Raw genomic sequence first — 26015 nt, forward strand, 5'->3', positions numbered from 1 at the left:
GGGTATTCCCCGCCTTCACCGTAGCACAGGCGCATACGCTGAAATGTTAGGTTAGGTTAACGGAGTGTAAAATCTGGCGCAACACCGCTGTAAGCCATACAAAAAGCCGGACGCTCCCGATAGGCAAGCGGCCCGGCTTCGTTCCGTGCAGACGGTGTCCGATTCAGAAGGACATCCATTTCACTTCTTCAATCTCGGGGTTATCGGGGGTGTAAGAGTCGCTTCCTACATAAGATAAGGACTTGAACAGCAATTGCTTGTTCAACAGGTAGCCTTGCTCTTTCAACACGAATATATAGCTGGTCAGGGCCAGAACCTGACCTCGGTAAAAGCCTGGAATATATCGCGTGCATATCATTTCGTCAATTCCGTCTCCGTTCAGATCTAGAGCGCGAACACTGTTATAGTGAAGCGCCGGCTGCAGATCCATATCGTCGGGAGAGAGGCTTCCCGGATCGTAAAGCTTGCGATAAGCCTCGTCTACCACAACAGAGAAGGTGGCATCCAGCCCCGTGAAACGATCCTGAAAGCGGAATAGATCCCCTTCTCCCGCATAGGCAAAAGAAATATTATTCGGAGCAAGATAAGGCTGGTCAAGGGAGCTCCACAATACATAGGGTTGAACGTTGGAATCGAGTACGATCCACCCGTAATGCTTGGATTCCGCCGGTTCCGGTTGATCCGGCTCGCGTTCGTTTACTCCATCGAACACGACAACCAATCCTCTGCGATTCCCCAGCTCGATCCAAGGACCAAACCTCACGTACCCGCTAAGCATGCGATAATACTTCGTCAAATCCAGGGACAGCTTGTTGTCGTCCAGCGTAAGAGAAATTTCCTTCTCCCCGTTGACCCCTTCGGCAGACCACAGCCGGATCTCGTTCTCCTTCCCGGTATTCCCCCAGTCGGCTGCGAGCTGGTCAAGAAGCAGGGGGACCGCGCCATGCGTGTCCGAGGCTGGACTGCTGCCCTGTGTCGTCGGTGGCTGAGCGGACTCCCGATTCTCTCCGCAACCCGTGATGAGAATGACAATCGCAAGTGTTAGCGCTATTAGCTTGATCATGGTCTCCCCCGCCCTGTTTGGCAATTCCGTATCCAACTGAACAATCTTGTTCCAACATCGTCGTTCCAACGAATTTTCATCAATGCATAATTCTACTATAAGCTTTTTTCATAGGTTTCGCCTCCAAAATTACCAATTATTATTACCACAGTATAAACCTACCCAGGAAATCTGCATATCGCATCCCAGCTTATCGGAAACAACGCCGGACCAATAAAAAACCGGGCTCCCCTGGTCGGCAGGAAGCCCGGCTTCACTCGTATTTCGCGATTCTATGCAGTGGGTTACCGCGGAAAAGACCGAATTCCGCGCAACACTTTATGCAACATGTTCGCCTGTGTTTTTCTGTCCGGTAATTTTCAGTTCCTTCATAATAGATTCGCCTTCAATGTCAATATTGGGCAACATTTTGTCCAGCCACCTAGGCATATACCAGGCCGCTTTACCCATTAATAGCATTACAGCGGGCACAATCATCATGCGGACGATAAAGGCGTCAAACAACACACCGAAAGCTAAAGCCATTCCAATGATTTTCGTCATCGGGTCCGGCGCCATCATGAAGCCTGTAAATACGGCAATCATAATAAGCCCGGCTGCCGTAACGACTCCGCCGCTATCGCGAATTCCGGATAACACAGCTTTCCGGGCATCGCCTGAATGCGTATATTCTTCACGCATGCGGCTTACTAGAAACACTTCGTAGTCCATGGCTAAGCCGAATAAAATCCCTATCGTGAGAATAGGCAAGAAGTTAAGTACAGGGCCGCTTGTTGCAAAGCCAAAGATTTCATAGAGATTGCCATCCTGAATAACCCAGGTGACAAATCCCAAAGTAGCGCCCAAAGACAATACGAAGCCCAGTACAGCCTTTAACGGAACCAAGAGGGAGCGGAATACAATAACAAAGATCACGAAAGCCAACCCGATAATAAGAGCGGCAAACACAGGCAAGGCATCCGCCAGCTTGTCTGAAATATCAATGTTCATTGCCGTTGTTCCGGTCACATGAAGGTCCATCCCCTCATAGCTTGCATTTCGCAGAACATTCACTAATTCTTTCGTTTCATGTTCATTCGGCCCGGTCTTGGGGTTTAACGTGATGACAGCCATATCCCCCGATTCTTTCGGAATGACATTTGTAATCGCGGCTACATTATCCATCTTCATGATATCGGCTTGCAGAGCTTCTAATTTCGAAAGGACCTCGCTGTTCCCCTCTGCTGCTTTGGCCACGATCACGAGGGAAGCGTGATACCCCTCGCCATAGGCAGCCTTCAAGAGATCATAAGCCTCGCGCTGGTCTGTTCCTTTTTCATAAAAGCTATCATCGGGCAAGCCCAACTCCATATGGGAGAATGGAATGGCGATCGCTCCAAGGATCACCGTGCCGACCAAGGCGAAAACCAAAGGCATCTTTTCCAAAGCCTTTGCCCACCCTGACAGGAGCTTCCCGGAGAACTTCACGGAATCCGCCAGCTTTTCGCCCCATGTTCGACTTCGCGTTACAGGAGGCAACGCTTTGTCTCCAAGTAAATAAAGGATTGCAGGAACAAGTACAACGGCCACAATAACAGCGAGAAATACAGTTAGTGCCGCGGTATAGCCCATCATGGACAGAAAAGGAATTTGCGGAATCGACAAGCCTATCAATGCAATGATCACTGTGATCCCAGCGAAGACAACAGCGGTTCCGGCTGTGCCGTTTGCAATTGCTATCGCTTGCTTTACCGAGTAACCTTTAGCGCATTCCTGCCTGAACCTGGAAATAATAAATAATCCATAATCAATTCCGACGGCTAGCCCTAACATCGCTGACAATGAAATACATACAAAAGAAATCGTCGTAGCGTGGCTGGCTAGAATAATCCCCAGCAGGCCGATTACGAGGCCGATTCCCGCTGTTAGGATAGGCATGCCTGCCAAAATTAATGAACCAAAAGTAAAAAATAAGATGAGAAACGCTACGCCTATGCCCAAGATTTCCGTTGTCATATGAATTTCAACTGGATATAACTCTGTGTCTGACGACAGCTCTGTTTGGATTCCCGCATTTTCTGTTAGATATAGAACATCACGCAGTTCATTTACTTGGTCGAATGATATTTCTTTAGAGGGTTTATCATAGATGGCCATCGCAAAGCCAATCGTTTGATCCTCATTGTAATTGTTCAGCATGGAGGGAGGATATACCGCGTTTACGCCTTGAAGCTCACTCACTTCTTTCAGCAATCCGTTGATGGAATCTTGCATATCCTGATCGGGCAGTATTTTACCTTCAGGCGCTTTAAAGACGATTTGAATTTGCGCCCCCGCATTGCCGACTTCCGGGAACTCCCGCTCCAACATTTCTATTGTATTCTGGGCAGGCGTGCCTGGAATGGACATATCGTCGTCAAAGTTAAGCCATAGCGCGAGCACGCCGATCCCTAAAGCAACCACTAAACCAATCGATGCGAAAAGCACCTTTTTGGCGTGATTAGTCGCCCAAAACCCTAACCTATATAATAGCTTTGCCAAGAATAAAACCTCTCTCTCCATTCGTATGAATCCATAAATCCTCGAAATAGCCGTTCATTGAATTGGTGTGCAATTAAATCTTAAAAGCCATTTCGCAAATAACCGAAGAGCTTGTCTAAATATTGATCGAAGGGCATGGCAGTCGTTCCTTCAACGGCCTCTTGCCCCGGAAACAACACCTCTATATCTCCATTAAACAACGGCGCAACAGCGGCCATCATCGAGCCCGCGAGTAAGTGGGTATACTCTTTGGGGTAACGAGCTTGGAACAAATCGTGCAGTAGCTGCTGAGCGGCGACTTGAAATTGATGCAATACGTTGAGAATATACGGCTTTAAGGTCGGATAACTCTTGGAAAGCAAGACAAGCTGCCTCATGTCGCAAATTACCCGCTCGGTTAATCGCATTCTGGTGAACTGGTACATCACATCGAGAGGTGTTGAGTTTTCAGGCAATTTCTCAACGACATCAACGAATTCGTCAAATCCATGGAATGGAAAAGCGGCCATTGCTACTGCTTCTTCCTTGCATGAATAGTGGTTTGCGAATGTTCTGCGGGAGTAACCTGCACGTTGCACCACATCCTCGACAACAAATCCATCCAATCCATGCTCGATAGCAAGCTGAAAAGCAGCTTCCGCCAGGGCATGGGCAGTCGCTTCTCTTTTAAGTTCACGCAGGCCTTGTTTCATCATTTAGATCACCTCATGCGATTACAGGATATCCCTCACTATAGCATATAATTGCCCATTAGGAAATATTGCACATTGTGCAACTTTACATAAAGTGAAATGAAAATAAACGGCCTCAGTCCAATGGAGAACAGGACTAAGGCCGCCTAGAATACTTTTATTAATTCGTGCTGGCTACTGATTCAAGTCCGGACGTTTGCCCGTAATGAGATAGACGACGCTTTCCGCGATGTTCGTCGCATGGTCGGCGATCCGTTCGATATAACGCCCTACGAAGCTGAGCAGCATCGCTTGGCTTACCGTCTTCGGATTTTCCATCATCAGCGTGAACAGCTCGCGGATAATCTGCGAGTACAGCGCGTCGACCTGATCGTCGTCCTTCGCGCTCTTGTAGGCCAGATCGACGTTCTCGTCTACGTAGGATTGAAGCGACTCCCGGATCATGACAACTACGATATCGGCCATCCTCGGCAGATCGAGCAGCGGCTTGATGAGCTCCTGTCCGTCGAGACGGATAACGACCTTGGCAATGTCGACCGCCAGGTCCCCCATTCGCTCCAGATCGGAAGAAATCCGAAAGGCGATCAGAATGCGGCGCAGGTCCTTGGCGACCGGCTGCTGCGTAGCGATCAGCTTCGCTCCGATCTCGCTGATTTTCTCCTCGATCAGATTAAGCTCCGTATCCGATTTGACAATGATTTTAGCGGTTTCCACGTCGCCGTTCTTCAACGCATCCATCGATTCAATCAGTGCTTTCTCGGCCCGGTTGCCCATCTCGATGAGCAGCTTCGTCATCTCCTCCAGGCCATGATCGAATTCCAACCGTTTAACCATCATCTCCACACATCCTCCTCAGAATCAACCAAACCGGCCGCTAATATAGTCTTCCGTACGCTGGTCCGTCGGATTGGAGAACAACCGCTCCGTCTCCGAATACTCAACGACTTCCCCGTTCAGGAAAAACACCGTCTGCTGCGATACCCTGGCCGCCTGGTGCATGTTGTGCGTGACCATGACGATCGTGTAGCGATCCTTCAGCTCCTGAGCCAGCTCCTCGATCTTTAATGTGGAGATCGGGTCCAGCGCGGAGGTCGCCTCGTCCATCAGCAGAATGTCCGGCTCGATCGCCAGCGCGCGGGCGATGCACAGCCGCTGCTGCTGACCGCCGGAGATGCTGCCGGCAGAGCGCTTAAGATGATCCTTGACCTCATCCCAGATCGCAGCGGAGCGCAAGCTCGTCTCCACAATCTCGTCCAGCTTCTTGCGGTCGTTAATGCCGTGCAGGCGAGGGCCGTAAGCGACATTGTCGTAGATCGATTTCGGGAACGGATTCGGCTGCTGAAACACCATGCCGACCCGCTTGCGGAGCGTCTCCACATCGACGTCCCCGGAGTAGATGTCCGTTCCGGCGATCTCCACCTTGCCTTCGATCCGCGTGCCCGGGATCATATCGTTCATTCGGTTGAACGTGCGCAGCAGCGTCGACTTCCCGCAGCCCGAAGGCCCGATGAACGCGGTAATGGCCTTCTCCGGGATTTCCATGTTCACGCCCTTCAAGGCATGGAAATCACCATAATACAAGTCCAAATCATTGATCTCGATAATGGAGTTCATGGCCATTCTCCTCTTGTGCGAATATAATGCGCAGCTAATTTATCCGAATCGCCCCGTGATGTAATCGCTCGTTTCCTGTTTGCGCGGATTCGTAAAGATATTGGAGGTGATATCGAATTCCACGACCTCCCCCGTCAGGAAAAACGCCGTCTTATCCGACACCCTCGCCGCTTGATGCATGTTGTGAGTGACGATCACGATGCAATACTCTTGCTTCAGCTCGGCGATCAGCTCCTCGATCTTGGACGTCGAGACCGGGTCCAGCGCAGACGCAGGCTCATCCATCAGGATGATGTCCGGCTTTACCGCAATCGATCGAGCAATGCACAGCCGCTGCTGCTGACCGCCCGACAGCGCCAGCGCCGACGTATGCAGGCGATCCTTCGTCTCTTCCCAGATCGCGGCTTTCCTGAGCGACTCCTCGACGATCTCGTCGAGCTGCTTCTTGTTCTTCGTCCCGTGGTAACGCGGACCGAAGGCAATATTCTCATAGATCGATTTGTGAAAAGGATTGGGCCTCTGCCAAACCATGCCGATGCGCTGCCGCAAGGAAACGACGTCGGTATCGGGACCGTTGATGTTCTGCTCTCGAATCCAGATTTCCCCCGTAATCTTGCAATCGGGAATCAGGTCGTTCATTCGGTTCAGGCTTCGCAGGAACGTCGATTTGCCGCAGCCGGACGGCCCGATCAGCGCCGTCACCTGCTTGGCTTCGAAATCAAGAGATACGTTCTTTACGGCCGGCTTGCTTGCGTAAGAGACGTTAAGATCCTTGGTGGACATGCCGAAGGCTTGCATACGGTTGGCCTCCCCTCTCTCTATTTAATGGCGGTGAATCTGCGGTACAGGTAACGGCCCAGCCATCTTGCCGAGAAGTTGAACAGCAGCACCGTAATGACCAGCACGGCGGATGCTCCGGCTGCAATCTCAGCCGCATCCGGTGCCAGACCCTCCGAATTGATTTTCCAAATATGAACGGCCAGCGTTTCGGCAGGGCGGAACGGGTTAAGCGGGGAGAACGGACTGAACGGATTCCAATCCGAGAAGTCGAGTCTCGGCGAGCTCATGCCCGCCGTAAACAGCAAGGCGGCGGCTTCGCCGAACACCCGGCCGGCAGCAAGAATCGTTCCGGTCAGGATGACGGGCATCGAGATGGGCAGCATAACCGAAGTAATGGTTTTCCACTTCGACAGACCGAGGGCGAGACTGGCTTCCTTCTGCTCTCTCGGCACGCTCTTGAGTCCCTGCTCCGTAATCCGCACCATCAGCGGCAGGTTAAATACGGTCAGAGCCAAAGCGCCCGCGAAGAGAGAGAACCCGAATCCGAACAGGTTGACCAGCACCAGAAGGCCGAACAGGCCGACGATGATCGAAGGCACAGAGGACAGCACCTCGACGATCAGGCGGATGCCGTTCGTCACCCGATTGGCCGGTGCGTATTCACTCATGTAGATGCCCGCTCCCAGACCTAGAGGAATAGTGATGATCATGGTCAGGACAAGCAGGAAGAGCGAGTTGAACAGCTGCGGGCCAATGCCTCCTCCCTCGCGGATCGTCTCCGGCGGAGAGGTCAGGAAATCGAAGCTGATATGTCCAAGTCCGCGCACAAGAATGTATCCCAGCAATCCGGCCAATACTAGAACGATCAGGCCGGCGACCGCAACGATAACGGAGGTCGCGATTTTATCGACGGTTTTGGCTCTCATATTTTCGATCTCCTTTCCAGCCAGCGTACAATGAAGACGAAGACAAAGGTCATCAGCATTAGGATAAGGGCAAGAGACCACAAGGCGTTATTAGGAGTGGAGCCCATCGCCGTATTGCCCATGCTGAGCGTAATGGCGCTCGTCAGGGTCGAAGCGGATTCGAACAGGGAGCGCGGAATATGCGGCGCGTTGCCGATGACCATCTGCACGGCCAGCGCTTCGCCGAACGCCCTGGCGATTCCGAGCACGATGCCGGTCAACAAAGCCGGCATCGTCGTAGGCAATACAATCCGGTATATAGTCTGCCAACGCGTAGCTCCAAGCGCATAGGAGCCTTCCTTAAGGCCCTTGGGAAGCGCGGCTAAAGCGTCGGTCGCGATTGTCGTAATTGTAGGAAGAATCATGATCGACAAGACGATAGCGCCCGCCGCGATTCCGACGCCCTGGCCGGGGAAGATGTCGCGGAGCACCGGCACGATGACGCTCAGGCCAACGAAGCCGTAGACGACGGAGGGTATGCCGGCAAGAAGCTCGATAACCGGCTGCATATATTTCCGTCCGAATTTCGGCGCGATTTCCACCATGAACACAGCCGCACAAAAGCCGAGCGGAGCGGCGATCGCCGCCGCAAGCAGCGACGTGCTGAAGGAGCCGAAGATAAACGGCAAGGCTCCGAATAAGGCGGGCTGCCCTTCAGGCGCCCACTTCAAGCCCGTAAGTAAATCGAAAGCATTAACCTGATCCTTGATAAAGGTGCTAAGTCCCTTGGATGCAACAAAGTAAACCAGCGAGAAAATCGTGAGAATAAGAAATCCGATACATAGCGAAGTATAAATCTTGCCGACCCATTCTTCCGCAAGATGCGGCTTCGCTTTCTGACGTTCTAACGGCTGAGCCATCCATGTCTCCCCTTACACAGCCAACAAGAGGCATGGTTTGCAGGCCTCTTGTTGGCTCATGATATGGAACTTGTTGTTACTTCGAGATATTGCCGTTCACGTCGCGTTTGATTTCCATTTTGCTCGCCGGAATGTAGCCCAGCTCAACGACATCGCCGTTTTGAACCGCATCCGTCATCATGTAATCAAGGAATGCCTTCTCCAACTCGCTCGGCTCGCCCTTCGTGTACATGTGCTCGTAAGCCCATACCGGATAAGTGCCGTTCGCTACATTTTCAACCGTTGCATCTACGCCTTCGTACTTAACCGTCTTAACCGAATCCGCGAGGTACGAGAGCGCCAGATATCCGATCGCGCCCGGCGTTTCGCCGACCAGCTTACGAACCGTACCGGAGGAATCCTCTTGAATGGAGCCTTTGAGGTCTTCGGACTTTTGGCCCAGCGCGTATTTCTCGAACGTTGCGCGAGTACCGGAGCTGGATGGACGGTTAATGATCTGAATCGCTTGATCGTTGCCGCCGACTTCCTTCCAGTTCGTGACCTTGCCCGTGAAAATATCGACCAGCTGTTGCTTCGTCAAGCTTTCCACTGTAACATCCGGGTTAACGACCGTAGCCATGCCTACGACAGCCACTTGGTGATCAACCAGTTCAGCAGCCTTGGCTGCGTCCAGCTTCTCTTCCGCGAACACGTCGGAGTTGCCGATATCGGATTGGCCTTCGGACACTTGCGTCAGACCCGTGCCGCTTCCGCCCGCTTGCACTTGAATGGATACGCCTTTGTTCGTGTCCATGAACTTCTTGGAGACTTGCTCAACCAGCGGAAGCAATGCGGAGGAGCCGGTTGCCAGAAGCGATCCGGACAGCTCGCTTGCCGGGCTTTCGCTTGCGGGAGCTTCGCTTGCCGCGCTGCTGCTTGGTGCGCTGCTGCTTGGCGTATTCGCATTCTTATTGTTTGAACCACACGCTGCCAGAGCCAACGTGAGCGTCAGCGCCATCATTGCCAGGACTATCTTTTTCATTCTCATTCGTTCCCCTTCCAACCTCTTGTTTGTTTTTGTTTACAGTTCATATTTTAGAAGGCAGGCGTTAATGTAATGTTTTCGTTTTGTTAACGCAAAGCAAAATATTCATATACATTATCTATCCAAGTGCTATTATTATTTATAGCGTCTATATATTCGACAAGCTTCATGGAGGAAATCGATGAATCTGTTAAAACTGAGAATTCTTGAGCTGCTGGATCGGCATAAGCAGGTGACCGCGGTGGCCAAAGCTTTGAACATGAGCCAGCCAACCGTTAGCTTTCATATGAAGAAGATGGAGAGCGAATGGGGGGTGACCCTCTTCGAAGCGAAAACCCGGCGAATCTACCTCACGAACGCAGGGAAGATGCTGCTGCCCTTCGCGCAGCAGATGGGCGCGCTGCACGCAGAGGCGGAAGCCGCGCTGGGAGAGCTGAAGGACAGCGGGCGGGCGCTCGTCCGAATCGGTTGCACGGACTGTGCGCTGGCGACGCTGCTCAAGAGCGATTGGCTTGCGGAGACGGACAGGCTGGGGGGTATACGGGTAAAGGTCATTAAAGAAGACGAGCAATCGCTTGGCCGGCTTCTCGAAGCAAATCGTCTGGATCTTGCCATATGCGGTCAGCCCCTTACGGATACGGAGCATATGCAGAGGATGAAGCTTCTTTCTTCCCCGCTGAAGCTGCTGCTGCCGACAGACGATCCGATGTCCCGGCCTGGCGCAGATCTCTCGATGGCTCTGCTGCGGCATCCTCTGATCGAGCATGCCGAGCGATCCATCGCCGATCTCATGATGCCGTGGATGACGCTGCGGCAGGAGTCCGCTTCCTCCGGCGCAACGCTTGATTCCGTCGAATGGATCATGCATGCCGTCCGATCGGGCAGAGGCATGGCCGTCTTGCCTGAATGCGCGCTCCCCCTCCATAGAGATGGGGTGGCCTCGACGGATTTGCCGGGCCACCCCAAAGACTGGACGCTATATGCAAGCTGGAAATCGAATTATTGGAATGCCCCGCTTATGGAGAGCCTCGTCTTCTCGCTTCAAGCTTCCGCTGCGGCCAGCGCTCGCTAACGATTTTTGCGATCCTTGATCCACAGCGGGATGCGGAACACGACATTGAACAGCAGAATGACGAACACGAGCACGGCTGCCGCTTTGTCCGAAATCTCAACCGCATCGGGCACGATCGCTTCCGATTGGACATACCACAGATGCACGGCCAGCGTCTCGCCCGGAGACAGCACGTTGAAATCCCACATCACGCCGGAAGTCGTAACCCCTGCGGTCAGAATGATGACCGCGCTCTCTCCGAAGGCGCGTCCTGCGATCAGGCAGATGCCCGTAACGAGGCCGTTTAGGGCCGTGGGCACGAGCGTGCGGCGAATCGTCTGCAGATGCGTCGCCCCGAGCGCAAAGGAAGCCTGTCTCAGCTCCCCCGGTACCGCCCGAATCGATTCCTCCGTAATTCGCGTCATGACGGGCAGATTCAGGAAGGCCAAGCTGATGGCTCCCCCGAGAATCGTCAAGCCGATCTGGAACATCTCGACGAACAAGGCGATGCCGAACAGGCCGAAGATGATCGAAGGCACCGAGGCCAGCCCCTCCACGCAGATTCGGACGAACGCGATCAGCTTGTTGTCCGGAGCGAACTCGGCCAGATAGATGCCGGCGGCCATCCCCAGCGGCACAGCGATAATAAGGGAAATAAGAAGCATATAGAACGAATTGAACAAAGCCGGTCCTATGCCCCCGCCCTCTTCGATCTCGCTTGGCAAACCCAGAATGAAGTCCCAGGTGAGGGAAGGCAAGCCCTTCTGGAGAATCAGATACAGCAAGGCGAGAATGAACAGCACGATGCACGCGGAGACACTCCATACGAATGCGGTAAACATACGATTGCGAAATGCATTGGTCCCCCTGGCCGACTTGAACGGCAACGACGCTCTCCCGACGGATTTCATGATTTAGCTCCTTTTCTCTGCAGCAATCGAACCAGCACGATCATGAGAAGCGAGATAACAAGCAGCAGAAATCCCATCAGGTAGAGCGCATTGTTCCAGGTCGAGTCGAACGGCACATTGGCGATCTGCATGACAATGTTGCTTGTCAGCACGGATGTCGGCTTGAATAGCGCATCTGCAAGCTGCGGCGTATTGCCGATGACCATGACGACCGCCATCGTCTCTCCGATGGCGCGAGCCATGCCGAGAATGACGCCGTACAGAATGCCGCTGCGCGCAGCGGGAATCGTCACCTTGAAAATCGTCTGAAATCTCGTGCCGCCGAGCGCGTAGGAGGCGTCCCTGTATTTGCGGGGCACGACGCTGATGGCGTCGTCGCTCACCCGGCTGATGGTCGGCAGAACCATGATGGTCAGCACGATCGCCGCCGCGAGTATCCCATCCCCCATGTTCGTCCCGGTAAGATCCCTCAGCAGAGGAATCAGGATCGTCAAGCCAAGAAAGCCGTATACGACGGACGGAATGCCGACCAGCAGATCCAGAATAGGACGCAGCAGATTGCGGAGCCATCTTGGAGCGACCTCGGACAAGAATACGGCAATCAGGACGGACAACGGCACCGAAATGATCAAGGTCAGCAGCGTCAAGGCAAACGTGCCGAAAATAAACACGAAGGCGCCGTAGCTCTCATTCTCCGGAGACCAGTCGGTCGAGAAGAAAAACGCAGCCGGGGAAACCTCGCGAAAAGTCAGCACCCCCGTCTGGAACATGAAGAACAAAATGCCGAAGAGAATCAGGCACACGAACACTGCGCTGGCAATGCAAGCCACTTTGAACAAACGATTGTAGATGAGCAGTCTGTTCTTCCGGTCGAAGGCTTTGCCTGATCCCGCCTTGATGCTTCCGCCCAGATCGGCTGCCTGTGCGCCGACGATCGAAGGACGTGCTGACGTATCCCCTTGCATAATTGACGAATCCTCCCATGAAGAAGCCAGCATCCGCGTGACTCCCGCTTCGCTGGCTTCTTACTTCATCTATGAACGCTGCTGAACCGGATTATTTAATGGCGGAGATCGGAATGAACTTCAGCTTTTTCAACGAGCCGTTCTGGAACTTCGCGCTTTGAATGTATTCGATAAAGGCCTTGGTCGCGCCCTCCGGCTCGCCCTTCGTCATGTAGTAGCCGTAGCCCCACACTTTGTAGGTTCCGTTGATGACATTGTCTTCCGTCGGAGCTACGTTGTTGATCTGCAATGCCTTCATCTTGCTGGTCACGTATACGAGATCGATATAGCCGATTGCGTTCGGAGTCGTCTCGACGGCCGTCTTCATATCTCCGCTGGATTTGACTTCCTTGTAATTGCTGCCTTTGCTGATAAAATCCGTGCCTTGCAAGGCTTTCATCTGGAAGTTGACGCGGGTGCCGGAGCCGAAGGCGCGATTCACGACGATAATGTCGGCGTCCGATCCGCCAACGTCCTTCCAGTTCGTAACCTTCCCGGAGAAGATGTCCTGGAGCTGCTTGGTCGTCAGGCTGGAAACCTTCACATTCGAGTTCACCACAGCGGCGAACGGAATGACGGCAACCTTATGAGCGACCTGGCCGTCGAACTTCTTGAAGCCGGGCACGTCCTGGGAAGCGTCCCAGTCTACCGCGCCGATGTTCGCGATGCCTTTGCGCACGGATTGAGGACCCGTGATGGAGCCTGCTGCGGAGGCGGAAATCTTCACCTTCGGATGCAGCTTCTTGAATTCGTTGGCCGCCTGCAGCGTGAGCGGCAGCAGTGCGGAGGAACCGTTGATCACGATTTTGCCGCTCAGGGAGCTGGCTGCTCCCGCAGCAGGGATGGAGGTCGACACCAGCGCGATCGCCATGGCGGCGATTGATAAAGATTTGAACCATTTCATAGATAACAAGCTCCTCTCGATTGATAGCGCGTTTTTTTATTTGCGGGTCGTCGGCTTCCAGTGTCCGTTAATATCCAGGAATACGCGTCCATCCTGGATAAGAGCCATCGGAGCGCCTTGCTTCACGACGATATCGGTCACGGAATCGCTTACGGTATACAGCTGCTTCGCAGCGCCGGATGTCGGATCGACTTCGTAGACGAACTGGCTGGCTCCGTCTCCTTCGGTCAGCAAGTACCATTTGCCGCCGGTCCATACCGCTTGATAGACGTCCTTCTCGTTGTACAGAGGAACGACCTTATTGTCCTTGCCTACCGATACGAGCTTCGACTTCGCGGCTTCGTCCGCATCGATGCTCACATAAGCGACGGAGGCCGCCTCCGGAGAAGCGTGAATGAAGACCTTGTCGTCTGCCGATGTCGTCAGTTGAACGGCCTTGTTATCCTTTACCTCAGGATTCACCGTAAACTGATAGATCTGCGGCTCCGTTCCCTTCATATCGATCGATACGTCATCCGCCTCTACCGGCTTGGAGCCATCGGCCACTACCGTTCCCGGCTTCGTCACGGTGTAAGTGAACACCTTGCCGTCAGCGGACACTTGCAGGTTGGCCTTGTAATCCACCTTGTCGTCGACAATTTTGGTGATTTTGCCGATTTCCGGCTCCAATTGGGCAATTACGCTGCCCTTCTCCCCTTGCAGGAAGTAAAGGACAGAGCTATCGGCCGACCATACAAGCTCGGGCTTGATGCTCGTATCCACGCTGACCTGTACAGGTCTCGGCGCCGTGAAATCAAGAACGAACACTTCGCCTTTGGCGTTGGTGTAAGCTGCCTTCTTTCCGTTCGGCGCAACCGCAAGCTCCGATGCGTCCTCCGAAATGAGCAGTTGCTGGGACTTGCCTGTAAGCGCATCGACCAGGAAATCGGCGCGCCCGGATTCCTTCTCCTGAGAAGCGATAAAACGTCCCGCGTCCACCCATTGAATGCTTTCCACGTTCGCCAGCAAGTAGGCGTCGATCCAGATCGCACCGGACTCGTCCTTGGCGAATTGGGCGCCCAACGCTTCCACGAATGCTTTCAACTCTACGTATGTAATGCCTTTAACGCTCTTTACCGGAACCTGCAGCTTCTGCTCGGCGCCGTCCACATGGATCACATTGCTGCCGCTCTTCAGGACGACGACATGTCCGTTCAGCTTCGCATGGATGCTCCCGCCAAGAACCTCAAGCCTGACTCCCAGCTTCGGGCTCAAATCCCGAAGCGACACAAGCGTCTTGCCTTTTTCGTAAAGCGTGCTCAAGTTAACCGGAACGCTGTTTACGATGTAAGCCGCATTCGTTGCCTGCGCTGCGCTTGCCTTCGTTGCTGCCGCAGCAACGCCCGCGCTTGCGGAGCTCGCTCCCAAGACTAACGCCAGTGCGGATACCATGGTCGCTCTCTTTAGCACCATCGACACTAATCACCCTTCTGAATGTGGTCATTTCTTTATGAGTATATTCCGCCAATGTAAAGCGTCGATGTTCGGCTTGTAAGCGAATTGTTAAATTAAGGCATTCATCTGACTAACCAATTTACCGAACTCCTTACGGATATCGCCCGACATCTCCTGCGCTTCTCGCGACGTGGCCGTGAGCCGCATGGCAGCCTCGTGATTCATCTCGGAGGAGCTCCACAGCTGCGCGAAGGTATCTTCGGTTCGCTTCACCCGATCCACGCCCTTGTCCGCGCCTTTCTTGCCCTCGTCCGCCAGGCGCGCAGTAATCTGAACGGCCTCTGCCATCGACTTGATCAGCTCCGTAATGCGCCCTGCGGATCGCTTCGTCTGGTCGGCGAGAGCGCGAACCTCGTTCGCGACGACGCCGAAGCCTTTGCCATGTTCACCGGCTCTGGCCGCTTCAATCGTAGCGTTCACAGCCAGCAGATTGCATTGATCGGCAAGCTCGGCAATCAGCTTGATGCCTCCGGCTGCGGCCAAAGCCCGATCCGTCAATTCGACGGTCGCCTGCTCTTGCTTCGAGGCGTTGGCGGACCACAGCCTGAACAGATCCAGCATCTCGCCCAGCTCTTCCCGCCCTTGCTCGGTCATCTCGGCAATTCTTTCGCTGCAAGCCTTCGTATCGTGCGTGGCCTCGGAGAGACGTTCGACTGACGTGTGAATATTCGAGATTATGGCTTCCGTCTCCCGAATCGTGCGTACCTGCTGCCCGACGGTTTCCTGCTGCAGCAGACGAGAGACGTGCAGCAGATCGTTCACGGTCATAATTCCCGCGAATTTGCCTTGCTCGGTCAGCAGCACCGCATCATAGAACGTCTCCTCATCTCGCGACAGCGCCCGGTCGATCAGCTCCTGCGGAACAATCGCGGAATCGACGATCAGCGGCGAGCAATCCATTAATTCCACCGCCGGACGATGGCCGAACAACGACATTCCGTACAAGGAGCCCAGCATTTGAAAGAAGCGATCCCGCATGATCAGACCGATCGGGCGGCTCCCTTCATCGCAGGCGACTACGCACTCAAGCTGCTTCTCCTTGCGAAACAGACTGACGAGATCGTCGCTAAGATGATCGGCGGAGATTACCGGACAGCTTTTCATCCAATCCTTGACTGCTACAGACTTCAAGCTGTCCGTTGCCGGGAGGCTTACCGGGGCATCCTCGGCGGGCATCATTCGAATGCTTTCTTGAGCGGCGGGAGGTGCAGCCGCCTCCTTGGCTTCGGCGACGGGTCTTGAAAGAACGGAAGTCATGGACATAGGAACGCCTCGTTTCAGAATTCGTATAGAATTATTTTCCTTCTTTGAAGCTATCAAACTTTTGTTATCCATCCATTCTGCTTACATTAACGCCAAGTAAACTTTAGGTATTAAGTATCATCTATTTCTATTCGCGAACAAATCCGCTATAATAGGTCTCTGTCATGTAACGGACCCGGCGGACCTGAAAGAGGGAAGCCACTATATCCTTCAGAAACGAGGCTTATTTGCTTTGATCGCACACAAACTCAAATCCATATGGCTCTTTAACGTTCGGGCCGACGTTCTCGCGGGATTGACCGTCGCTTTCGCGCTTATCCCCGAAGCGATCGCGTTCTCTATTATTGCGGGAGTCGATCCTAAGGTCGGCCTGTACGCCTCCTTCAGCATCGCCGTGCTTATTTCCATCTTCGGGGGACGGCCCGGCATGATTTCCGCCGCAACCGGGGCTATGGCCCTGCTGATGGTCAAGCTGGTCGCCGACCACGGCATCGAATATCTATTTGCCGCTACCGTGCTTACGGGAATCATTCAATTTTTGCTCGGCGTGCTGAAGATCGGAAGATTTATAACCTTTGTTCCTCATTCGGTCATTACAGGCTTCATCAACGCGCTCGCCATTCTAATATTCATGGCTCAGTTCACTCATTTTAAGGGGCAGTCGTGGATCATGTACGCGATGGTCGGCGTTACGCTCATCATCATCTATGCGCTGCCGCGGTTCACGAAGGTCATCCCGTCGGCGCTTGCCGCGATTGTTCTAATGACCATCGTATCTGTGCTTCTGGGGCTGGATGTCCGTACGGTCGGGGACATGGGAGAATTGCCCGGTACGCTTCCGTTCCTGCACTTGCCCGACGTGCCTATTAATCTGGAGACGCTCGGCATCATTTTGCCTTACGCGCTGCCGCTCGCGTTCGTCGGGCTGATCGAGACGCTCCTCACGGCGACCATCGTCGATGAAGGAACCGAGACGAAGAGCAACAAGAACAAGGAAGCGCGCGGGCAAGGAATCGCGAATTTCGTGACGGGGTTGTTCGGTGGGATGGCCGGCTGCGCGATGATCGGGCAGTCCGTCATCAACGTCCGTTCGGGAGGACGCGGAAGATTGTCGACGCTTGTTGCCGGAGCTTTCTTGATGTTTCTCATCCTTGTGCTGGGCGACCTCGTAAAGCAGCTACCGATGGGGGCGCTCGTCGGGGTGATGTTCATGGTATCGATCAGTACGTTCGACTGGAAATGGATTATGCATATGCGGAAAATACCGGTCAGCGATACGCTGGTGATGATCTCTACCGTTGCAGTCGTCGTCTATACCGACAATCTGGCTCTCGGAGTCATGGTCGGCATTCTCCTGAGCGCGGTTATCTTCGGATGGCGCATTGCCAAGATCAAGGTGATCGTAACGGAGGAGGAAGGCGGAACAAAGCGTTATATCGTGCAAGGCCAGATGTTCTTCGGCACGATGGCTCATTTCGCGGAGCTGTTCGATTATCGCAACGATCCCGACCGCATCATTATGGACTTCAGCGCCACGCACGTATGGGACCATTCGGCCGTGACCGCCATAGCCAAAGCCGTCCTGAAATACGAGCAGGCAGGCCGATCCGTCACGATAACCGGACTAAACGCCGAGAGTAAGCAGCTTGTAGACAAAGTCGGCCTCTCGACAGCATCGGGACATTGATCGGACCTCGCCAAAAGCCGCCCTCCAACGCTGGAAGGCGGCTTTTCGCATGTCAACGACTTTCGCTGAAGACGGTTCGGAGGTCGACATAACGCGTTCCCTCGCTGACCAGCCAATGCTCCGCGACGAATGCGGCTTCACGCAGAGAGACGGCAAGCGAACCGCTCTCCCACTCGTTGCTCGCGCGATCAAATCTCCAGATTTCCGCGCCCGCTTTCTCCGTGTCATGTCTGAGGATTACAGGGTCCCCTGCCGGAGACAGTAGAGCAACCTCCTCAATGGAGGAATTCCGCTTCCCTTCCCATACCCTCTGCGATTTCCGGTCCAGCAGAAACCCTTGACCCTTCGCATTAGTCGCAACAATCAAATCGGAAGATCGCATTCCCTCCAAGTCCTCGACCGTATCGAGCGACGTGAACGTCCCGGAAACCAGATCGTATATCCGATAGCCGACGTCAAGCATCGGCAGGCTTTCCTTTCGTCCAGCCTCGCGATCCAAATGAAAATAACGAAGCAGAATTGTGCGTCCGTCCGGCAGCCACGCGGCAATCTCGACGTATTCGTCCCGATCGGAGTCCGACTTCAGGCTTGCGACTTGCCGTCCTTCCCGACTGTATACCTTGATGCCTTGCGGGGCGATATCCTCCGTTTCCTCCAAGCTGATCACATGCTTGCGGCTCTTGTCGAACGTATAGTGAAAGGCGGTATAGCGGCTGTCCTCGCTCCATGCCCATGCCGGATAGTCGAACAGGCCATCAGGATAGGCCACGGAAGCGATTCTTTTCTCGTCCAGGTCGATCAGCCGGAATTCCCTCTTCTCGATATCCTCATACCAGAACAAGGTGCCGTCCGGTGAAGGAACGGTCATAAAGACCGGCCAGGAATGCGCGTATTTTCCTTGAAAGGCGCGAACCGTCCCCTCCTTCAAATCCAGGACTTCCAGCAATCCCGTCCGATATTGATTCAGCACGAGTTTATTCCCGGACGGGCTGAGCCAGTTGCGGGCATAGAAATCCTGTTCTCCAAGCTTGTCCACGCCCCCGGAGACGAGCGTCTTCTGAACTCCCGTGTTCAAATCCAGCGTCTCATAGCGGCTCAGGAGCCTTCCATTCTGTTCCGCTGCATTGGCATAGACGAGACGGCTACCATCCAGCATGCCGTATGATTTCAGCTCGCTTGAGCTTCCATAGCCATTGGTCGTGACCGCGTCGGTGAGCTTCGTATGGAGCACGGACCTGCGGGTCTCAGGCTCGATGAATTCGAGCTGCCTGCGGATCTTCTCGGTCTTATCGTCCATCGATAGTACAGAAGTAAAGGGAACAACCGCTTTTCCATCTACCGTGATAATTTCATCAGCGTTGACATGGTAATCGGCATTAAAGGCCAGATCGAATCCGTATGAAGCAGGGATGAAGGTCAGCCGAGTGCTCGCCTCTTCCTCCTCCTCGCTGCCGATCACATGCTCCGCAGCCTTCTCCATTGCTTTGCGATAGGCCATGCCGTCCCAGGCGTAAGTGACTTCAATCCAGCTTCCCTTGCTGTTATCATAGTATTGATATTGAAATGCGCCCGTAGACATCTTGTTTAGCGGGATAGAGTACTCCGAGGCGGCAACGAGCAGCGACTTCGCCGCGATCTCGAATCCGCCGGGCTTGATCGCATACAGGTTATAGATGAAGTTGTTGCTTGAGCCATATTGACCCAGCGTAAATTCCGGGTGCCCGTCTCTGTTGTAGTCGTTGACGATTAATTCAAACGATCCTTTACGGAACTGCATAAGCTCCGAGAAGGATGGCGTCAGATCCATGCGCTGCATCTCCGCCCCTTCGGCATCAGCCAGCACGGCATCGAAGCTTCCGACATAATACTCCCCTTGAAAAGGTCCGGGCTCGCGTTCGTTTCTCAGCTCCCCCTCCGTCAGCACGAGGGTCAGCTTCTCCATCCGGCCGTCCCCGTCGATATCGATGTCCTTCTCCGCAACCGGAATCTGCTTGACCATCTGCCTGGATGCCGATTCGACGGCCGGCTCAGGCTCCGACTGAAAACGATCTTTAGGCGTTGCGGCCAGCACGATGGCCGTCAGAAGCAAAGCGGTCCCTCCGATCATGCCCCATAACCGGCGTCTTGGCATTCTTTGCTTCTCCTTCCTGAATTGGGATCTCCCTATTAGACGGCTCCCTCCTGCAAAAGTTTCATTTCTTTCCTGACCGATGCGCGCTACCGCCAACAACGCCGAACAAGGTCCCGATCAGCACTTCGATCGGGACCTTGTTGAAAAAGCCTGCAGATTATACTTCGTCGATGCTGACCCAAGCTCCACGCTCGATCGACAGATCGACGGCCTCCAGCACCTCTTGGCACTTCACGCCGTCCAGGAAGGTTGGCGCGAAGGGGGAGCCAGTCGTCACGTGTTGGACGAATTCGTACACAATATGCACGAAGGCATGCTCATAGCCGATGATGTGTCCCGTCGGCCACCAGTTGCCCGCATACTTATGGGAAGGCTCGGTAGCCATAATACGACGGAAGCCGGCGAGATTAGGCTCGTCCTCGCGGAAGTAAACCTCCAGCTCGTTCAGCTTCTCAAGATCCCAGCGAAGAGACCCCTTGCTGCCGTGAATCTCGAACGTATTATGGTTTTTGCGCCCTGCGGCGAAGCGGGAAGCGACGAACATCCCCATGGCGCCGTTCTTGAAGTCGGCCAGGAAGCCCGTCGCGTCGTCAACGGTGACCTCGCCCTTCTCCGTAGCGGAGCCCGTTCCGGACAAGCCCGCCGATCCGGTCAGAATCGGACGCTCCTTCACGAACGTACGGTTATGCCCGACAACCCGGTCGAATTCCCCGATCAGGAAACGCGCAAGATCGATGCTGTGCGCGTTGATGTCGCCATGCGCGCCGGAGCCCGCCACTTCCTTCTTCAAGCGCCAGGCAAGCGGCGTATTCGGATCGACAAGCCAATCCTGCAGATAGGTCGCGCGGTAATGATGAATCTCGCCCAAGCGGCCTTCGTCGATAATTTGTTTAGCCAATTGCACAGCGGGCAGGAAGCGGTAATTAAAGCACACCGCATGCTTGACGCCTGCCTTCTCCGCCGCAGCGAGCATCTCGCGGCCGTCGGCGAGGTTCAGCGCAAGCGGCTTCTCGCAGAACACATGCTTGCCGGCCGCAATCGCCGCAAGCGTAATTTCTTTATGAGCGTCGCTCGGAGCATTGATGTCCACGAAGTCGATATCGTCGCGGGCGACCATTTTGCGCCAATCGGTCTCGTAGGATTCCCAGCCGAACTTCTCGGCCGCTTCTCTTACTCCGTTCTCGTCGCGTCCGCAGATCGCTTTCATCACGACATCCGCAGCCGGATCGAAGAACATTCCTACGTCTTTATAAGCGTGGCTGTGGGCTTTGCCCATGAATTTATAGCCGACCATGCCGACATTGATCTTGTTGCGGTTTACGCCCACCACATTTCACCCGCGCTTTCTTTCAGAATAAGAGAGTTGAGGAAGTTCGCCGCTTTGGTGAAGCCTTCGTTGACGCTCATCAGGCCGTCCTCGTGCTCGATGCTGATCGTGCCGTCGTATCCGACCAGACGGAGCGTGCTGACAAGGTCCTTCCAGAACTCGTCATCGTGTCCGTAGCCGACTGTACGAAACACCCAGGAACGGTTCAAAATATCGCCGTAATTTTTATTGTCCAGAACGCCGTTGATGGCCGTATTGCGCTTGTCGATCTTCGTATCCTTCGCATGAACGTGGTAAATCGACTTGCCCAGCGCCTTGATGCACTCGATCGGGTCCATCCCTTGCCAGAACAAGTGGGAGGGGTCGAAGTTGACGCCGATATTGTCGCCCGCTTCCTCGCGCAGCCGCAGAGCCGTCTCCGTATTGTAGACCAGGAAGCCCGGGTGAGCTTCAATCGCCACCCTGACGTTATGCTTGCGCAGGAACGCAGACTGCTCCCGCCAATACGGAATCGCGATTTCGTTCCACTGCCATTCCAGAACCGTCAGGAAATCGGGCGGCCACGGGCAAGTTACCCAGGAAGGATATTTGGAGTTCGCCGACTCGCCGGGGCAGCCGGAGAACGTAATTACCGTCTCGACTCCGAGCTTCTCCGCCAGTTGGACGGTCGCGACAAAATCTTCGTGATGCGATTTGGCGATGGATGCGTCCGGATGCAGCGGATTGCCGTGACAGCTAAGCGCGCTGATCGTGAGGCCTCTGGACTCAACCGCATCTTTAACGCGGCGAATGGCCGCTTCGTCGTTCACAATATCTTTCGCGTTGACATGAGAGGTTCCCGGGTAAGCGCCCGTTCCGATTTCAACCGATTGCAGGCCTGCAGCCTTAGCCGTATCAAGCGCTTCTTCAAAGGCTTGTTGGCCGAACAACACGATGAATACTCCTGATTTCACTGCGATTCACCATACCTTTCTCTCCAAGATCAAATCGGCGCACAAAATGTACACGCGTTCATTAATGCCCTATTCTATTTTACCTGATTTCGCTTACATTTACTAACCTTAATTGTTTGTATGGGCTTACTTCATAAGAGGCGCCGTCGCCATTCGGCAATCGACGCCTCCATCCGGCTAGAAGTCAAACGGCCGACTTACAAAGCTCAGGCCTAGACAAAGCTGATCGCTTGTCCCTTATTCGCCGATTCGTATATGGCCTCCAGAATCTCCTGCACGACAAGCGCCTGCTTGGCGGTCACGACCGGCTCGCGATCATGAATAATCGACTGAATCCAGGCGCGAGCCTCTTGCTCGGCTGCATCATCCGGCAGCGGACTGCCGCCAAAGTCTCCCGACATCTGGATTTCCTGCGTGTACAGACGACCGTGCTCTTCGCCATTGATCCGCAAGCCTTTTTTCATATCCGCTCCCGCTTTGGTTCCGCTCAGGCTGACCTTCGCCTCGTCGACGTCGAGCGTGTTCAACGCCCAGCTGGATTCCAGCCATACCGTGGCGCCGTTCTTCATGGTGATCATCGCGAACGCGGAATCCTCTACCGTGAATTGGGACGGGTCCCAAGGTCCCCACAGGTTAGCCTGGCTGCCCTGCTCCGCAAGCTTGCGGTAGGAGGAGCCCAGCACCGTTCTTGGCTCGTAATTGTCCATCATCCATAAGGCCAGGTCGAGAGCATGAGTGCCGATGTCGATCAGCGGCCCCCCGCCCTGCTTTTCAAGATCAAGGAAGACGCCCCACGTCGGGACCGCCCTGCGACGGACCGCATGGGCTTTGGCGACGTAAATCTCGCCAAGCTTGCCGTCCCGGCAAGCCTGATGCAACCAAAGGCTGTCGGCGCGGAACCGGTTCTGATACGCTATGCTTAGCTTCTTGCCCGTTCTCTCGGAGGTTTCCAGCATTTTGCGGGCATCCTCCGCCGTCTTGGCCATCGGCTTCTCGCAGAGGACGTGTTTGCCCGCTTCGAGCGCCGCGATCGAGATTTCGGCATGGGTGCCGTTGGGCGTACAGACATGAACGACATGAACGTCTTGGTCTCTCAGCAGCTCGTGCACGTCATGGTATACCCTGGCGTCATGCGTCCCGTATCGGTTTTTGGCTTCGTGTGCCCTGTCCGGGGCAACATCGAAAAATGCGACCACCTGTGCTTCCGGGATTTTGGCGAGCGCGGGCAAGTGTTTGCCCATCGCAATGCCGCCGCAACCGATCATTCCTACGTTAACTTTTGTCAAAATGCCTGTCCTCCTTGCGGGTTGTCAGTATTCACACTACAATTAGTGTATCACACTTCCTGAGAAATCCCATTCGCCCTTCTGCGAGGATTTTATGTGATTTTGTCATCTAAGGGGATGAGCCCGTGCAGCCGAAAAGAGAAAAGATCGAATACGAGAACCCGCTGCTGTCGCTGAAAATATGGCAAGCCGCGCGAAGAGGCCGCGGAGGCGTGAGCTGGCACTATCATCCCGAATGCGAGCTATTTCTCGTCCAAGAGGGCTTTCTTAGCGTCGATCTAAGCGACGAAACCTATGAGATGCGTTCTGGAGACGTCGTTCTTCTCGGCAGCTCCCAGCTGCACAGAGACTATAACGAAGACGGTCTTGTCAAATTTATAGTGCTGCAGTTCGACCTTAACAATTACTTCGATCAAAGCACGATTCCCTACCTGCAATATTTCAACGAAACCAAGGTGCCGCTGAGCGCCATGAATTATATTTTCCGCGATAACCCGGAAGCCCGCAGCGGCGCGGCCGAGTGCATCAGTCAGATTCTTCAGGAGGCGATCAACAAAGAAAGCGGTTACGAGCTTGCGGTCAACATGCTCATCAAGAAGCTGCTTCTGCTGCTGATCCGCAACGATACCCGGGGGCTGCTCGCCGACCAGGATCGCGTCGAACGCATACGGCTGAAGCCTGTGCTGGACTTCGTCGAATCTCACGTTGACGGGCGGATTTCGGTGGAAGAGGCCTGCCGTCTTGCCAACATGAGCTACTATTATTTTGTGAAATTTTTCAAGAAAATCATGGGGCAGTCCTTCACCGAGTACGTTAACTTTCGCAAAATCAAACGCGCCGAGCAGCTTCTTCTTACCCGCGACATGAGCGTGAGCGAGGTTGGGGATCAGATCGGCATGGCCAATATGGCCCATTTCTACAAAATGTTCAAGCGCTTCAACGGCTGCTCTCCCAAGGAATTTCAACGCAAGATGCTGGCTTGGGGACGCAGCTAGCTATGCGGACCGCGTCGAACGTTTGATATCGGGATTGCTCCTGATTCAGGCAAGGAGGATAAGGCTTGGATTGTATCAGGGGGGAGGCAGGGATGACTGCCTGCTCAAGCCTCTGCATTGCGGACTTGGAAGCATAGAACAGCCGAGCTTGCTTCGATGTTGAAAATAGGCGAGCTTTGCTTCGATGCTGATAACGGGCGAGCTTTGCTTTGAAGCTGAAAATGAGCAAGCTTTGCTTCGATGCTGATAACGGCCGAGCTTTGCTTCGAAGCATGCAGCAACGGTGCGAGGAAGCCACTTCAATCCATTTTTTGTGCCGCGGAGTTAATCATTATTGATTACTCTTTTACAAAGTGCTAATATATGGAATATATAACACGGATATCGACGTGAAGAACACGCCGTCTTGCCTGAGTTAGTCCAGGCTTGGCGGTTTTTTATTATTCTGGCCTGGAAGGTGATACATTGAACAAGGTGAACACGGAAGAATTCAAGCAAAGCTATCAGATGTGGATGGATCGTCAAACAGCTGCATCAAAGGGAGAACGCAGAAGACGATTGAAGAATACAGCGAATCATGCGGAGAAAACGTTCATGGAAAAAGTATGGTGGCCGGCTTTCGGTCATTTCAACCAGCTTCATCCAGAATATGAATTACGGGATTTCAAAGACGGATGGCGGTATTTGGACTTCGCATATATTACAGAGGGCTATAAGATTTGCATTGAAATCGATGGATTTGGCTCGCACTGGAGAGACATCGACAGAAAGCAATTTTCTGACCAATGTACTCGACAAAACCATCTCGTCATCGACGGCTGGCACGTCCTTCGCTTTACCTACGATGATGTGGTTGAGCGGCCGCGAAACTGCCAGCAAATCATTCAGCAGCTTCTAGGTAAGCTGGGCGCCGATTTCCCTCTTCTTCATAGGGCCAAGCTGGCATTGACCGAGCAGGCCATTGTCAACCTAGCTTTATCTCTTGACGGACCGCTTACGCCGAAAATTGCGGCCAGTCGGTTAGGCATTCATCGTTCTACGGTGCTGAGACACCTCCGTACTTTGGTCAGCAAGCAGCTTCTGATGCCTATAGGTACCAGCACTTCCCGAGTCTGCGGCTACCGCATCAATAAAACGCAAGTGCCGAATGTCTATCCTTTCACATAAACTGGCAACCGCCCACGGCGGCGCTCCTTCGTCGCATTTTGCGACCTTACGCGCTCGCTTCGCCTGCGGCGGCGCTCCTTCGTCGCATTTTGCGACCTTACGCGCTCGCTTCGCCTGCGGCGGCGCTCCTTCGTCGCAGAATGCGACCTTGCGCGCTCGTTTCGCCTGCGGCGGCGCTCCTTCGTCGCATTTTGCGACCTTGCGCGCTCGCTCTGCCTGCGGCGGCGCTCCTTCGTCGCATTTTGCGACCTTGTCGCGCTCGCTCTGCCTGCGGCAGCGCTCCTTCGTCGCAGAATGCGACCTTGCGCGCTCGCTTCGCCTGCG

23 protein-coding genes are annotated in these 26015 nt (G+C 54.1%); 4 read left to right on the plus strand and 19 right to left on the minus strand.

Features of this window, described 5'->3' with window-relative positions; all coding sequences use genetic code 11:
* Positions 1 to 163: 163 nt before the first annotated feature.
* From ACFO1S_RS18475 to ACFO1S_RS18515, 9 genes are all read right to left on the minus strand, one after another.
* Positions 164 to 1063, minus strand: coding sequence for a hypothetical protein (locus ACFO1S_RS18475; RefSeq protein WP_204604318.1), 900 nt, complete (start codon positions 1061 to 1063; stop codon positions 164 to 166).
* A 318-nt stretch (positions 1064 to 1381) separates the two neighbouring features.
* Positions 1382 to 3583 carry an MMPL family transporter gene (locus tag ACFO1S_RS18480; RefSeq protein WP_204604319.1) on the minus strand — a complete coding sequence of 734 codons (2202 nt, stop codon included), beginning with the start codon at positions 3581 to 3583 and terminating at the stop codon, positions 1382 to 1384.
* An 80-nt stretch (positions 3584 to 3663) separates the two neighbouring features.
* Complete coding sequence (locus ACFO1S_RS18485; RefSeq protein WP_204604320.1) at positions 3664 to 4278, minus strand: TetR/AcrR family transcriptional regulator; 615 nt, start codon at positions 4276 to 4278, stop codon at positions 3664 to 3666.
* Between the two features lie 171 nt (positions 4279 to 4449).
* Positions 4450 to 5109 (minus strand): phosphate signaling complex protein PhoU, encoded by a 660-nt coding sequence (gene phoU, locus ACFO1S_RS18490; protein ID WP_204604355.1) that lies wholly within the window; start codon positions 5107 to 5109, stop codon positions 4450 to 4452.
* Between the two features lie 24 nt (positions 5110 to 5133).
* Positions 5134 to 5889, minus strand: coding sequence for a phosphate ABC transporter ATP-binding protein PstB (gene pstB / locus ACFO1S_RS18495; protein WP_204604321.1), 756 nt, complete (start codon positions 5887 to 5889; stop codon positions 5134 to 5136).
* 39 nt (positions 5890 to 5928) lie between these two features.
* Positions 5929 to 6687 (minus strand): phosphate ABC transporter ATP-binding protein PstB, encoded by a 759-nt coding sequence (gene pstB / locus ACFO1S_RS18500; RefSeq protein WP_204604322.1) that lies wholly within the window; start codon positions 6685 to 6687, stop codon positions 5929 to 5931.
* A gap of 20 nt (positions 6688 to 6707) precedes the next feature.
* Entirely contained in the window at positions 6708 to 7595 is an 888-nt protein-coding gene (gene pstA / locus ACFO1S_RS18505) for a phosphate ABC transporter permease PstA (RefSeq protein WP_204604323.1), read from the minus strand.
* Entirely contained in the window at positions 7592 to 8494 is a 903-nt protein-coding gene (pstC, locus tag ACFO1S_RS18510) for a phosphate ABC transporter permease subunit PstC (protein ID WP_204604324.1), read from the minus strand. The genes pstA (ACFO1S_RS18505) and pstC (ACFO1S_RS18510) overlap by 4 nt, the downstream gene beginning before the upstream one ends.
* 76 nt (positions 8495 to 8570) lie before the next feature.
* The gene (locus ACFO1S_RS18515) at positions 8571 to 9515 is read right to left on the minus strand and encodes a phosphate ABC transporter substrate-binding protein (protein WP_204604325.1); all 945 of its coding nucleotides are present in this window, start codon (positions 9513 to 9515) and stop codon (positions 8571 to 8573) included.
* Positions 9516 to 9699: 184 nt separating this feature from the next.
* Here ACFO1S_RS18515 and ACFO1S_RS18520 point away from each other — a divergent pair, with 184 nt between their 5' ends.
* Positions 9700 to 10590 (plus strand): LysR family transcriptional regulator, encoded by an 891-nt coding sequence (locus ACFO1S_RS18520; protein ID WP_204604326.1) that lies wholly within the window; start codon positions 9700 to 9702, stop codon positions 10588 to 10590.
* Here ACFO1S_RS18520 and pstA (ACFO1S_RS18525) read toward each other — a convergent pair.
* The 5 genes from pstA (ACFO1S_RS18525) to ACFO1S_RS18545 all read right to left on the minus strand — a co-directional run bounded on the left by pstA (ACFO1S_RS18525) (position 10587) and on the right by ACFO1S_RS18545 (position 16145).
* Positions 10587 to 11411: a phosphate ABC transporter permease PstA gene (gene pstA, locus ACFO1S_RS18525; RefSeq protein WP_378127322.1), complete on the minus strand. Its 825-nt coding sequence runs from the start codon at positions 11409 to 11411 to the stop codon at positions 10587 to 10589. The genes ACFO1S_RS18520 and pstA (ACFO1S_RS18525) overlap by 4 nt on opposite strands.
* 65 nt (positions 11412 to 11476) lie before the next feature.
* Entirely contained in the window at positions 11477 to 12478 is a 1002-nt protein-coding gene (gene pstC / locus ACFO1S_RS18530; protein WP_378127314.1) for a phosphate ABC transporter permease subunit PstC, read from the minus strand.
* Positions 12479 to 12536: 58 nt separating this feature from the next.
* Complete coding sequence (locus ACFO1S_RS18535; RefSeq protein WP_204604328.1) at positions 12537 to 13388, minus strand: phosphate ABC transporter substrate-binding protein; 852 nt, start codon at positions 13386 to 13388, stop codon at positions 12537 to 12539.
* A 36-nt stretch (positions 13389 to 13424) separates the two neighbouring features.
* The gene (locus ACFO1S_RS18540) at positions 13425 to 14840 is read right to left on the minus strand and encodes a copper amine oxidase N-terminal domain-containing protein (protein WP_378127324.1); all 1416 of its coding nucleotides are present in this window, start codon (positions 14838 to 14840) and stop codon (positions 13425 to 13427) included.
* A 90-nt stretch (positions 14841 to 14930) separates the two neighbouring features.
* On the minus strand, positions 14931 to 16145 hold the full coding sequence (locus tag ACFO1S_RS18545) for a methyl-accepting chemotaxis protein (protein WP_204604330.1): 1215 nt from the start codon (positions 16143 to 16145) through the stop codon (positions 14931 to 14933).
* 232 nt (positions 16146 to 16377) lie between these two features.
* On the opposite strand from ACFO1S_RS18545, the gene ACFO1S_RS18550 reads away from it, so the two are divergent.
* A complete protein-coding gene (locus ACFO1S_RS18550) occupies positions 16378 to 17832 on the plus strand; it encodes a SulP family inorganic anion transporter (protein ID WP_204604331.1) in 1455 nt (484 codons plus the stop codon).
* 52 nt (positions 17833 to 17884) lie between these two features.
* On the opposite strand, the gene ACFO1S_RS18555 is transcribed toward ACFO1S_RS18550, so the two are convergent.
* The 4 genes from ACFO1S_RS18555 to ACFO1S_RS18570 all read right to left on the minus strand — a co-directional run bounded on the left by ACFO1S_RS18555 (position 17885) and on the right by ACFO1S_RS18570 (position 23529).
* Positions 17885 to 19963 (minus strand): CREC-EF hand family protein, encoded by a 2079-nt coding sequence (locus ACFO1S_RS18555; protein ID WP_204604332.1) that lies wholly within the window; start codon positions 19961 to 19963, stop codon positions 17885 to 17887.
* Positions 19964 to 20120: 157 nt separating this feature from the next.
* Positions 20121 to 21257 (minus strand): Gfo/Idh/MocA family protein, encoded by a 1137-nt coding sequence (locus ACFO1S_RS18560; RefSeq protein WP_204604357.1) that lies wholly within the window; start codon positions 21255 to 21257, stop codon positions 20121 to 20123.
* Positions 21258 to 21280: 23 nt separating this feature from the next.
* On the minus strand, positions 21281 to 22243 hold the full coding sequence (locus ACFO1S_RS18565) for a sugar phosphate isomerase/epimerase family protein (RefSeq protein WP_204604333.1): 963 nt from the start codon (positions 22241 to 22243) through the stop codon (positions 21281 to 21283).
* 212 nt (positions 22244 to 22455) lie between these two features.
* Complete coding sequence (locus ACFO1S_RS18570) at positions 22456 to 23529, minus strand: Gfo/Idh/MocA family protein (RefSeq protein ID WP_204604334.1); 1074 nt, start codon at positions 23527 to 23529, stop codon at positions 22456 to 22458.
* Between the two features lie 125 nt (positions 23530 to 23654).
* On the opposite strand from ACFO1S_RS18570, the gene ACFO1S_RS18575 reads away from it, so the two are divergent.
* On the plus strand, positions 23655 to 24524 hold the full coding sequence (locus ACFO1S_RS18575; protein ID WP_204604335.1) for an AraC family transcriptional regulator: 870 nt from the start codon (positions 23655 to 23657) through the stop codon (positions 24522 to 24524).
* A gap of 465 nt (positions 24525 to 24989) precedes the next feature.
* Positions 24990 to 25691, plus strand: coding sequence for a DUF559 domain-containing protein (locus ACFO1S_RS18580; protein WP_204604336.1), 702 nt, complete (start codon positions 24990 to 24992; stop codon positions 25689 to 25691).
* A 97-nt stretch (positions 25692 to 25788) separates the two neighbouring features.
* Here the strand turns inward: ACFO1S_RS18580 and ACFO1S_RS18585 are convergent.
* Positions 25789 to 26015: hypothetical protein (locus ACFO1S_RS18585; protein ID WP_378127316.1), on the minus strand; the 227-nt coding region annotated here is incomplete at its 5' end.

It is taken from the genome of Cohnella boryungensis (assembly GCF_042651945.1).
Classification (GTDB): Bacteria; Bacillota; Bacilli; order Paenibacillales; family Paenibacillaceae; genus Cohnella; species Cohnella boryungensis.